Genomic DNA, 10,956 nt, shown 5'->3' with positions numbered 1-10,956 from the left:
CATAACCGCCAGCCTGTCAGGATAAAGCGCAACCGCCGCGCCCGGTCTTATATCGCTAGCGCTTATGGGTTCCGGGCTCGCGCCATAGGCGCGCCCCGGAATGTCGGGGGAGGGCTGGACAATGCTTTCAGACGACGAAGAATTCGGCGGCGGTGAGCGCGGGCTTGTTTTTCAGAACCACCACCGCAACCGCCGCCTTCGAGCCGGAGCCGTCGACATCGTAGAAGACCGTGCCCGTTTTCTTGACGTAGAAGAGGTAGTCGGTCTTGTCCTTGGGTTTGTTGAGGCTGAAGAACTGCTTGTCGAGTTTCTGGGGCTTCGCCGTCGAGCCTTTCATACCGAGCTTCGGGAAGTACTTGTTGTCGAGATAGAGCGCGTCGTCCACGGCGTTGTAATCTGTAACCGTGTCGAGGTTGGTCTTGGTCGGCTTCGTGTCGAAGAAGAACATGTCCTTGCCCGTGCCGCCCGTGAGGATGTCCTTGCCGAGGCCGCCCTTCAGGATGTCGTTTCCGCTCTCGCCCCGGAGGGCATCGTTTCCGCCGGCGCCGACAAGAAGATCGTCGGCGCCCCCTCCGCTGAGGGTCTCCGCGCCGGGCCCGCCGGCGAGGTTAACGGGTTTGAGCGAGTCTGGAGCAGGGGTCTCATTCACGTCGGTCAGAAAAATATTGAACTGCCTGTCCACATGCAAGTTTCCAGCATCGGTGACGCGCACGGTGACGACGTGGCTGGTCGCTTGCTCGTAATCGAGTAACGCACCGTTCTTCACCACGATCTTGTCGCCAACGATGGCGAACCGTCCGCCCGCGTCGTCCAGCAGCGTGTAGACATGTAGGCCATTGGGCGCATCCGGGTCGGTGACCGACAGCGTCCCGACGGTGGCGCCGTCACTTGCATTCTCGCCGATGCCCGTTCCCGAGAGCGCGATCGCCGTGGGAGCCTCATTCTCATCTGTCACGGAAATGGTAAACTGCTTGGCCAGAGCCAACCCGCCCGCATCGGTGACGCGAACGATGACGGGGTAGCTTGTCGGTTGCTGCTCATAGTTAAGCAGCGCGCGATTTTTCACTACGATCTTGTCCCCAACGATGTCGAAGCGCCCGCCCGCATCGTCGACTAGCGTGTAGGTATGGGCGTCGTTAGGCGCATCCGGGTCGGTGACCGACAACGTGCCGACCGTCGCCGTTGGCCGCAAGCTCGCTGACGGCGGCTCCAGCAAGTGCGAGCGCCGCGGGAGCGCTGTTGGTGAAGGTGCCCGCATCGTCGGTAACCGTCTCGATGCCGTGGCTGAAGAGGATTCCACGCTCTTGCACCGTGAGAGTTTCGCCCGTGACCGTGACGCTGTCGGTGGCGCTTGCGTTTCCTCTTACGAGGAGCGCGGTCGCCTTGTCGTCGAGAGTCAGATGGGTCCCGGCAGCGTTTTGTAGCGCGATCGACATGATATTGCTGACGGCGATGGGAGACAGATTGACGGCGCCGCCGCCCTCAAGCCTCAGCGTATTTGTGCCCCCTTTTCCGTCGATGACGGTCACGCCGGCGAGCAGGGCGCCAGTGGTGATGATCGCATCGTTGCCGGCCGAGCCGTGGAAGATTTTAAAACCCGTGAAGGAGCTGGCCTGCGTCAGGTCAAGGGGGCCTGTCTCCAGCAGCACCAGCGTGTCGGTGCCGGCTCCGCCGTCGAGAATATCTCCCGCGCTCACGCCGCCGGCCGCCACTGACAGCGTTTCGTCCGCCCCCGTGCCGATGGCGGTCTCGGCGACGTTCCGCAGCACGGTCCCGCCCGTCGCCTGATAGTACCGCTGAAAGATGCCGTAGTCGAATCCGCCGTCTGGCCCCGCAACTCCCAGGTAACGACCCAGCCACCGTCCTCGAAGGTCGCGATTTCCGCCTGGTCCTGGATGTCAGGAGCCGGGGCATTGACGAGCGTCTCGGAACCGCGCGGCGATCCGTCGGCGTTGTAGCGTTGCTGATAGATGTCGGGGCCGGTGGGGTCCGCCTGGTACCAGGATTCCCAGGTGACAATCCAGCCGCCGTCGCTGCACGCGGCCACGCTCGGCCCGAACTGATTATCCGCGGTCTCCGTGTTGACGCGAGTCTCGACGCCATGAGCCGATCCGTCCACGTTGTAGCGCTGTTGGTAGATGCCGTAATTGGAACCATCCTGGTTTTTAGAGGTCCAGGTCACCACCCATCCTCCGTCAACAAGGCCTGCGACTTTCGCAAAGCTTTGTGTGTCGGAGATTGTCGTGTTCACGATGGTCTCTGCCCCGTCCCGCGTTCCATCCGCCTTGAAGCGCTGCTGGTATATTCCGGAACTCGATCCGTCGTATTCCGAATGCCATGCGACAACCCAGCCGCCATCGGCGAGCCCCTCGACTGTCGGGTTCAGCTGATCGCCGGCCGTCGTCGTGTTGACGAGGACTTCTCCTGCGACTTTCGGGCCTGTCGCATCGTAACGCTGCTGGTAGATGCCTGCGGAGGTTGGATCGTCCTGGTTCTTCGAGACCCAAGTGACGGTCCAACCCCCGTCGGATAGCGCGGTCAGGCGTGCACCGGCTTGCGAGCTGGCCGTCGTGGTGTTGACGATGGTTTCGACGCCCCTGAGCGTGCCGTCCGCATTATAGCGTTGCTGGTAGACGCCGTAATTGTCCCCGTCCTGGAGGGACGACTGCCAGGCGACCACCCAGCCGCCATCGGCAAGGCTCGTGACGTCGGGGTCGTCCTGGGGATTGGGGGTGAAGGTATTGACGAGGCTCTCGCCTCCAACCGCGGCGCCCTCGCTGGTATAGCGCTGCTGATAGATGCCGGTGCCAGAACCATCCTGGTTGAGCGACTGCCAGGTGACGATCCATCCCCCTCCGTCGAGAGCGGTGATGGACGGATTCTTTTGGTGGGTAACGGTCGTCGTGTTGACGCGCGTTTCCGCGCCAACCCGGATCACTGTGAACGTCATGCTATATCCTTCCGTTTCGCAGAAGGTAGCCGGTGTCACATGTTCTTCATAACGTTATTTCGCGGTCAAACGCGATGGAGTCGGCGATCAGGTTCCAAACGGGTTGAAGCTGCTGCCGCCCCTGAAGAGCTGGCCCAGGAAGCTCGTCTCCTGACCGCCCGAGGGGGTGGTGCGGGAGATGAAATCGAAGACCTGGCCGTCTTGCAGGCCATACAGAGCGATCCGCTCCACCCTCAAGCTGTTGTCGAAGTAAACCGCCGTAACTGTCTGATCGACAACGGATTCCGGCATGAACTGGAAACGGCGGGCCGATTTCTGGCTAATGTAGTACCAGGTCTTGTTGCCGACGGTCGAAACGGTGGAGGGCGTGCCCAGCGTCGTGAGCACCTGCTCGCCGCTCATGCCCTTCTTGACCTTGGCGATCGCCTGCTCGTCGACGATATAGCCGCGCTGGAAAGTCTCGCCACCCATGCAACCGGCCACGCTCGAAGCGAGCAGGGTAACCGCGGCCAAGCGTACGAAAAGTGATTTATATCGACGCATCGTATGGTTCTTCCCAGTCTGCGGCGCGGATAAGCTTGCGCCTTCGGATGGGGATGGCGTACCCCGGGGTGGTCATTTTGACAAGGTAGGAAGGCAAGCCCACTTGATCTCGCGAGCGATCTTCAATCTTTTTCGAAAGGATCCGCGGCGCGCCACGATTGCGAAGCTTTACCAGCGTATCGCCGATGCGTCTCGCAATCCCGGCCTCTACGGCACGCTTGGGATTCCCGACACGATCGAGGGCCGCTTCGAATCCGTTTCGCTCCACACGATCGTGGTCCTCAGGGCCCTGCGCGACCTGCCGCCGCCGGCGGATGAAGTGGCGAAGGATCTGACCGACGCCTTCTTCCAGGATATCGACGCTTCCCTACGGGAAATGGGTATCGGCGATACTGTCGTGCCGAAGCGGATGAAGAAGCTCGCAGCCGCCTTCTACGGCCGCGCGCATGCCTATGACGGTCCACTCGACGCGGTGGACGAGCCTGCTTTGGCGCTGGCGCTCGGTCGGAATGCCGTCGGCTCCGACGCGCCGGCCCATCCGCTGGCCCGCTACGCGCTCGCGGTGGATCGGAGCCTGAAGCAGGCGGGTCTTGCGACCTTGCTGGAAGAGGGCCACGTCTTTCCTGAGCCTGAGTCTTTCGGCGCCTGAGCCGAGCCCATGGGAGCAACCAAACGATGACCCCTGAATCCGTTGGGCCACTGTCGCGACCGACCGATGTGGGCAATGTCCCGCCCGCCGGGCGGCACGTGCACGTGCACGCCACCGCCGAGGAATGCGCCGCGCTCGCCAGGGATTTCGGCCTCGCCGGAATCCAGTCCCTCGCGGCCGACCTCACCCTGACCAGCACCGCCAAGGGCGTGCATGTGGTGGGTGACGTGAAAGCGAGCATCACCCAGATCTGCGTGGCGACCCTCGAGCCCTTCGATTCCACCGTCAGCGAACGGGTCGAGGTGGATTTCGCGGAACCGAGCGGAATGCCCCCCGAGCCCCCGACCGAAATGCACGAATACGAACCGCCCGACGAAATCGTCAACAACCGGATCGATCTCGGCGCCGTCGTGGCCGAATTCCTGGCCCTGGGGCTCGACCCCTATCCACGCAAGCCCGGCGTAAATTTTGACTACAAGGACCCGGCGGACAAGGAGATGTCGCCCTTCGCGGCGCTCAAGGCGAAGGAATGAGAGGCCGGTCCGCTTTTACGCTAAATTGTTGACGTAGCGTCTGTTTGGGAAGGCGCAGAATTCGGTTGCGGAGACCCGGCAAACCGCTATTTTCCGCCCGCTGCTCCCCCGGAACCGAAAGAAACGCCATTTCATGCCAAAACCAGTTCGTATTTCGCTCGATGCGATGGGCGGGGACCATGGTCCCTCCGTCGTGGTTCCGGGCGCGGTTCTGGCTCTGGAGCGCCATCCGGGCATCCGCTTCCTGATGGTCGGCAACGAGGCGCTCATCAATCCGCTCCTCGCGCAGCATCCGAAGCTGAAGGAGGTCACGGAGGTCCTGCACACCGATCTCGCCATCGGCATGGACGAAAAGCCAAGCCAGGCGATCCGCATGGGCCGGGGAAAATCCTCCATGTGGCGGGCCGTGCAGGCGGTCAAGGACGGGCAGGCGGATGCGGCCGTCTCGGCCGGCAATACCGGCGCCTTGATGGCGACCGCCAAGGTCTGTCTCAAGACCATGGCGCATATCGAACGCCCGGCCATCGCCGCCATGTGGCCGACCTTGCGGGGCGAGAGCATCGTGCTCGACGTGGGGGCCACCATCGGGGCGGATGCGGGGCATCTCGTCGACATGGCGATCATGGGCGCCGCGATGGCGCGGATCGTCTTCGATCTCGAGCGCCCGACCGTCGGGTTGCTGAATGTGGGCACCGAGGAGATCAAGGGCATCGAGGCGGTCAAGGAGGCGGGGCGCATTCTGCGGGAGGCGAACCTTCCAAACCTCGCCTATCACGGCTTCGTGGAGGGGGACGACCTCGGCAAGGGCACCGTGGACGTTGTGGTGACCGAAGGTTTCGCCGGCAACATCGCGCTGAAGACCGCCGAGGGCACCGCCAAGCAGATCGGCGAATATCTCCGCGCCGCCATGAGCCGGACCATCATGGCCAAGATCGGTTACCTGTTCGCCCGGCAGGCCTTCGACGCGCTGAGAGACAAGATGGACCCCCGCAAGGTCAATGGCGGCGTCTTTCTCGGCCTCGAGGGCGTTGTGGTGAAAAGTCACGGCGGCACCGATGCGCTCGGTTTCGCGAGCGCCATCGACGTTGCGTATGATATGGCGCATTTCGAATTAATGAAGACGATACGCGTCATGCTCGATCATGATCCGGTCRCTCAACAGGCCTGAGGAAGGCTCCAACTTGACACGCATCCGTTCCATCGTCCGCGGCGTCGGCTCCTATCTGCCGGCGCGCGTCGTGACGAACCACGACCTCGCGAAGTTCGTCGATACCTCCCACGACTGGATCGTGCAGCGCACCGGCATCGAGGAGCGCCACATCGTCGAGGAGGGCGAGACCACGTCGATGCTCGGCATTCGCGCGGCCCGGGCGGCGCTCGACGATGCCGGCCTCAAGCCCGACGATATCGACCTCATCATCTGCGCGACCTCGACGCCGGATTACACCTTTCCGTCCACCGCCACCCAGATCCAGACCGGCCTCGGCATGACACATGGCGCGGCCTTCGACCTGCAGGCCGTCTGCACCGGCTTCGTCTACGCGGTGTCGGTGGCCGACAAGTTCCTGATCTCGGGATCGCACAAGCGCGCCCTCGTGATCGGCGCCGAAACCTTCTCGCGCCTGCTCGACTGGAACGACCGCACCACCTGCGTGCTCTTCGGCGACGGCGCCGGCGCCATCGTGTTGGAGGCGGCGGAAGGCGAGGGCACGTCGGCCGATCGCGGGGTGCTGACTTCGCATCTGCGCTCGGACGGGCGCTACCGCGACAAGCTCTACGTGGATGGCGGCCCCGGCTCGACGAAAACCACTGGCGTGCTGAAGATGGAAGGCAAGGAAGTGTTCCGCTTCGCCGTCGGGATGGTGATGGACGTGATTCGCGATGCGTTCAACGCCACGGGCACCACCGCCGAGGATCTCGACTGGTTCGTGCCGCATCAGGCCAATCGCCGGATCATTACGGCGAGCGCCGACAAGCTCGGCATCGCGCCCGAAAAAGTCGTGATCACCGTCAACAAGCACGGCAACACCTCGGCCGCGTCGATCCCTCTCGCGCTCGACGTGGCGCGCAAGGATGGGCGCATCAAGGATGGCGACCTGGTGATGATCGAGGCCATCGGCGGCGGCTTCACCTGGGGCAGTGCGCTGATCCGGTGGTGACGCGACGCGGAGCCGGCCGTCACCACGACGGTTGACCCGGTTCGTCCATCTGCATAGCGTCTTCGACGGAGCAGGGGCGCCGAGGCGTGCGGCCGATTTTCGGGCCGCATCCTGCCGGGATCCTCGTGGTCCGGGTGGCGACGATTGATTGTGAAACCGAACGCTGGGGAGCGGGATGGCAGGCAAAACCGTAACGCGAGCTGACCTGAGCGAGGCCGTCTATCAGAAGGTGGGCCTCTCGCGGACCGAATCGGCGGAGTTGGTCGAGCGGGTGCTGGCCGAGATTTGCGATTCGCTCGCCGCCGGCGAGACCGTGAAGCTGTCGTCCTTCGGCTCGTTCATCGTGCGCAGCAAGGGCGAACGCGTCGGACGCAATCCCAAGACCGGCATCGAGGTGCCGATCAATCCAAGGCACGTGATGGTCTTCAAGCCGTCGAACGTCCTGAAAGCTCACATCAACGGCGAAGTCGCCAACGACGAAGACTGAACCGCAACGGCGAGCGTGCCATGGACAAGAGCCCCGACGCATTCCGCACCATCAGCGAGGTCGCCGAAGACCTCGACCTCCCGCAGCATGTCCTGCGCTTCTGGGAAACGCGCTTCGCCCACATCAAGCCGCTGAAGCGCGGCGGTGGCCGGCGTTATTACCGCCCGGACGACATCGACCTGCTCAAGGGCATCCGACATTTTCTGTATGGCGAAGGCTACACCATCAAGGGCGTCCAGCGAATCCTGAAGGAAGAGGGCGTCCGCTTCGTGCAATCCGTCGGGCGCGGGGAGCAGGCCACCACCGCCCTTCGCAACGATTWGCAGGACGCTAGCCCGGACGATGATTTGCAGGCACTCCCAGCTGGCATCCTCGCTGAGATCCCCTCGATCGATCTCGAAACACTACATGTCGCCCTTCAGCAACTCCTGGAATGCGACCGCGTATTGTCCTCTCTTCGTAGCGACGCTGACGCAGACACGTGAGAATTGCCGTCACCCAGACGGTATATCATCTGCCCGAGCCGCTCACCTTGCCGAGAATTCCTATGTAGTCGCCCGCGCGCTCCACGGAGCGGACACCCTATTTCGCTTACATCGACGGCCTTCAGGCGATCGCCGTGCTGTCTGTGCTGCTCTATCATCTGCACGCCCCGTGGCTGCCGGGAGGCTTTGTCGGCGTCGACGTGATCTTCGTCATTTCCGGGTTTGTGGTCAGCGGCTCAATGGCGCATTTTCACGGCCGCGGCATCGGAGCGTTCCTCGTTAATTTCTACGCTCGCCGCCTCAGGCGGATCGCCCCGGCGCTGATTGTGTGCCTGTTGATCACGAGCGTGCTGACGGTCCTGTTCATTCCGGTTTCCTGGCTCAGCGATGCCAATCAGAAAACGGGGCTCTTCGCGTTCTTCGGATTGAGCAATTTCGTTCTGGCGCGCAACGGCCGGGATTACTTCGCGCCCACCTCGGAGTTCAATCCGTTCACGCATACCTGGTCGCTTGGGGTCGAAGAACAATTCTACCTGATTTTTCCGTTTCTGTTCGCGGCCTGGCTGGGCGGGGAGAGGGGAAGGCGGCTCGCCGTCATTCTCGTCGCGGCAGCTTTTATCGTCTCTCTGTCATGGGGTGCGTGGCAAACGCAGACGGACCCGATCAAGGCCTATTACCTCACGCCCAGCCGGTTCTGGGAACTCGCCGCCGGGGTGCTGCTGTTCCAGTGGATCGATAGCCGGAAGACAAGCTCTGTTGCCGCCACGCGACCTGCTCGCATGCTGACGGGGACGGGTTCGCTGGTCTTGCTGTTCCTCGCCTTCGTGCTGACGCCGCCGGCGAATTTCCCTGTGCCGGCGGTCCTGCCCGCAATATTGGGCACTCTCGGAGTGATCTGGAGCCTTCATCGGCACGGGGAACTCGAGGGCTTGCATCGCTTGCTCGGCAACACGCCACTCGTATTTATCGGCAAGATTTCATATTCCCTTTATCTATGGCATTGGCCGATCTATGTCCTGTTCCGCTGGACACTCGGCCTCGAGGGATTTGCATCGCGAGGTCTTGCAGTCGGGCTGACGTTCTTGCTGGCAATCGCGTCGTGGCGTTTCGTGGAGCAGCCGGTCCGCCACGGAAGCCGGATGGGCAGCCTCGGCTCGGGCGCGGCGATCGCCGGAGGATTGCTGGTCGTCGGATGCGGCTTCCTGGTAGCGATGCTGATCGGCAACTTCACCGACAGGCTCTCGCTCAGCACCGTGAACCGGCACGCAGCGATCTGGTACCCCAATGTGACGCCTGCCGAGATAGATCAACCGGGCTGCAGTGYCGAGCCCGAGGGCAGACGCGTCGCCGGGGGAAGGCTTTGGGTCTACGAGGCGACAGGCTGCGCCACGCCGGACGCCCGAAACGGGGCGAGCCTTTACGTCATCGGCGATTCTCATGCGGCGGCATATGACGAATTGTTCAAGCAATTCGCAAAGCGCACGGGCACGGTTGTCTATGCGTATACGAATGGCTGCTCCTTCGTGAGCTTGCAGCCTTGGCGCGATTCCGAGGAACCCTCGTGCCGGCAGATCAACGCCGCGACGGTCGCCGATCTTCTGACCCGAGTGAAATCCGGTGACGTTCTCTTCCTGCCCTCGCTGCGCCTAGCCCGCTTGTCGGACCAGTGGAGCTATCTGGGCGAGCGCCATGCGGGGAATCAGATGCTGGGTCCCAAGGCGGATGCCGGACGGCGGCGCGCTGTCGCCGACGCGGTCGATGTTCTCGAATTAGTTGCAACGCGGGGCGTCCACATCGTCCTCGAAGGTCCAAAACCCGTCTTCAAGGCCCCACCGTTCCGTTGCGCCGACTGGTTCAATCGATCCAACCCTATTTACAGAGAGGGCTTCAACACGACGCGCGCACTTCTGGATTCCCATCGCCAGCCCGTACTCGGCTCTTTCGCCGAAATCATGCGCCAAGTCCCCGGCGTGCGCGTCTGGGATCCTTTTCCGATCCTGTGTCCAGGCGAACAATGCGGCGCCTGGCGCGATGGCCAGCCGCTGTTCTTCGATGGTGATCACCTGAGCAGTTACGGGAACAGGTTCCTGCTGCCGTCTTTCGAATCCGCCATGCGGGAACTTCTTCCAAGTCTGAAAGTAGGCCAGGCTTGGCCCGAGACGCCATAGACGCAACCTTTTGACAGAAAGGTCACTTCTGGGGGTTGCGCCCCACGATCCGAAAAGTTAGAGAAACCAAGCCGTTGAGGCGTCGGAGCGTAGCGCAGCCCGGTTAGCGCACTAGTCTGGGGGACTAGGGGTCGGAGGTTCAAATCCTCTCGCTCCGACCAAAATACCATAATAAAATCAGTATTTTACGAAGGGCCGCCTCCAAGGGCGGCCTTTTCGTTGTGGAGAGCTGGGTGCAAATAGGGTTCAAGGATCTTTTGCTTTTGGCCGTGAGAGAGACCGGAAGACGAATCAACTAGGGGTCTTCGGAGGCGAGCGGCTTGGTGAGCTACCGCCTTGTAAGCGGTAGATCACGAGTTTGAGCCCGTAACCGGCACCAGCCGGCCGCATTTCCCAAAGAGCAGAGCTATTCTTCCTCGACCAGTCTGGACCTCCGCCTTCTAACTCCGCGTGCGTATACTGCACGATCGGCTACTCCGCTCGCTCCCACCGTTTGACTATCGGCAGGCGGTGCCCCAGAGGTCGCAGTTGAAGACGTCCCGCTGCCTTTATCTCTACGGACATCTCACTTCGGCAAGCGGATTGGCACCTGCACCCCCGTGCGGGCGCGCATGGGCTGGAGGCGGTTGGCTGAGCTAACGATCACACGATCGTAGAGATCGGGCGCGGATCGATTTCGGATGGTCAAAGCTAATGCAAGTTTCATATTGGCGGTGCGGCGACCGCCATGCCCATGCTCGCGAGCCATGTAACTGACGTCAAACGCCGGCTGGTTGAGCGAGGTAGCCCGCTTGGTTTTCGTCCGCGAGAGCGTTGTTTCCCATTTCTGTGCGTCGTCGCGCTGCATGTGCTCACTGGCGTAAAAGTTCTTTGCCGAGAAGAACGCATCGGATGACGGGACGGTGGGGGTGATTAGCTTACTGCCCTTGTAGTAGGGAGTCGGAATATCCGTCGTGTCCGGCCGAAACTGAATGTCGAGACC

Annotated in this window: 11 protein-coding genes, 1 tRNA gene and 1 pseudogene; 8 read left to right on the top strand and 5 right to left on the bottom strand. The window is 62.3% G+C overall.

Features of this window, described 5'->3' with window-relative positions; genetic code table 11:
• Nucleotides 1-127 precede the first annotated feature (127 nt).
• The 4 genes from AC1DVM_RS20775 to AC1DVM_RS20760 form a co-directional block, all read right to left on the bottom strand.
• Nucleotides 128-1,192 (bottom strand): cadherin repeat domain-containing protein, encoded by a 1,065-nt coding sequence (locus tag AC1DVM_RS20775; RefSeq protein ID WP_477257624.1) that lies wholly within the window; start codon nt 1,190-1,192, stop codon nt 128-130.
• Nucleotides 1,137-1,769: a hypothetical protein gene (locus AC1DVM_RS20770; protein WP_477257622.1), complete on the bottom strand. Its 633-nt coding sequence runs from the start codon at nt 1,767-1,769 to the stop codon at nt 1,137-1,139. The genes AC1DVM_RS20775 and AC1DVM_RS20770 overlap by 56 nt, the downstream gene beginning before the upstream one ends.
• On the bottom strand, nt 1,694-2,950 hold the full coding sequence (locus tag AC1DVM_RS20765) for a hypothetical protein (protein ID WP_477257620.1): 1,257 nt from the start codon (nt 2,948-2,950) through the stop codon (nt 1,694-1,696). The genes AC1DVM_RS20770 and AC1DVM_RS20765 overlap by 76 nt, the downstream gene beginning before the upstream one ends.
• An 87-nt stretch (nt 2,951-3,037) precedes the next feature.
• Nucleotides 3,038-3,493, bottom strand: coding sequence for an outer membrane protein assembly factor BamE (locus AC1DVM_RS20760; RefSeq protein WP_477257618.1), 456 nt, complete (start codon nt 3,491-3,493; stop codon nt 3,038-3,040).
• A 106-nt stretch (nt 3,494-3,599) separates the two neighbouring features.
• On the opposite strand from AC1DVM_RS20760, the gene AC1DVM_RS20755 reads away from it, so the two are divergent.
• From AC1DVM_RS20755 to AC1DVM_RS20720, 8 genes are all read left to right on the top strand, one after another.
• Nucleotides 3,600-4,142, top strand: coding sequence for a ubiquinol-cytochrome C chaperone family protein (locus tag AC1DVM_RS20755; protein ID WP_477257628.1), 543 nt, complete (start codon nt 3,600-3,602; stop codon nt 4,140-4,142).
• A gap of 26 nt (nt 4,143-4,168) precedes the next feature.
• Nucleotides 4,169-4,675, top strand: a complete 507-nt coding sequence (locus AC1DVM_RS20750) for a YceD family protein (RefSeq protein ID WP_477257616.1) — start codon at nt 4,169-4,171, stop codon at nt 4,673-4,675.
• A gap of 133 nt (nt 4,676-4,808) precedes the next feature.
• Nucleotides 4,809-5,843, top strand: a complete 1,035-nt coding sequence (gene plsX, locus AC1DVM_RS20745; RefSeq protein ID WP_477257614.1) for a phosphate acyltransferase PlsX — start codon at nt 4,809-4,811, stop codon at nt 5,841-5,843.
• Between the two features lie 13 nt (nt 5,844-5,856).
• Nucleotides 5,857-6,834, top strand: coding sequence for a beta-ketoacyl-ACP synthase III (locus tag AC1DVM_RS20740; RefSeq protein WP_477257612.1), 978 nt, complete (start codon nt 5,857-5,859; stop codon nt 6,832-6,834).
• 175 nt (nt 6,835-7,009) lie between these two features.
• Complete coding sequence (locus AC1DVM_RS20735) at nt 7,010-7,321, top strand: integration host factor subunit alpha (RefSeq protein ID WP_477257610.1); 312 nt, start codon at nt 7,010-7,012, stop codon at nt 7,319-7,321.
• Between the two features lie 20 nt (nt 7,322-7,341).
• A complete protein-coding gene (locus tag AC1DVM_RS20730; RefSeq protein WP_477257608.1) occupies nt 7,342-7,806 on the top strand; it encodes a MerR family transcriptional regulator in 465 nt (154 codons plus the stop codon).
• A gap of 110 nt (nt 7,807-7,916) precedes the next feature.
• The gene (locus AC1DVM_RS20725) at nt 7,917-9,974 is read left to right on the top strand and encodes an acyltransferase family protein (protein ID WP_477257626.1); all 2,058 of its coding nucleotides are present in this window, start codon (nt 7,917-7,919) and stop codon (nt 9,972-9,974) included.
• Between the two features lie 83 nt (nt 9,975-10,057).
• Nucleotides 10,058-10,135: transfer RNA gene (locus AC1DVM_RS20720), tRNA-Pro, on the top strand.
• A gap of 404 nt (nt 10,136-10,539) precedes the next feature.
• Here the strand turns inward: AC1DVM_RS20720 and AC1DVM_RS20715 are convergent.
• Nucleotides 10,540-10,956 (bottom strand): annotated as a pseudogene (locus tag AC1DVM_RS20715) (hypothetical protein); the annotation flags it as partial.

This window comes from Microvirga sp. P4_A5 (genome assembly GCF_056402495.1).
The sequence above is the reverse complement of the archived record's forward strand: the minus strand, read 5'-3'. Positions and strand labels throughout refer to the sequence as shown.

Coding starts and splice junctions, on each gene's coding strand:
- AC1DVM_RS20750 (WP_477257616.1), top strand. CDS start 4,169: ATGACCCCTGAATCCGTTGGGCCACTGTCGCGACCGACCGATGTGGGC.
- AC1DVM_RS20760 (WP_477257618.1), bottom strand. CDS start 3,493: ATGCGTCGATATAAATCACTTTTCGTACGCTTGGCCGCGGTTACCCTG.
- AC1DVM_RS20735 (WP_477257610.1), top strand. CDS start 7,010: ATGGCAGGCAAAACCGTAACGCGAGCTGACCTGAGCGAGGCCGTCTAT.
- AC1DVM_RS20765 (WP_477257620.1), bottom strand. CDS start 2,950: ATGACGTTCACAGTGATCCGGGTTGGCGCGGAAACGCGCGTCAACACG.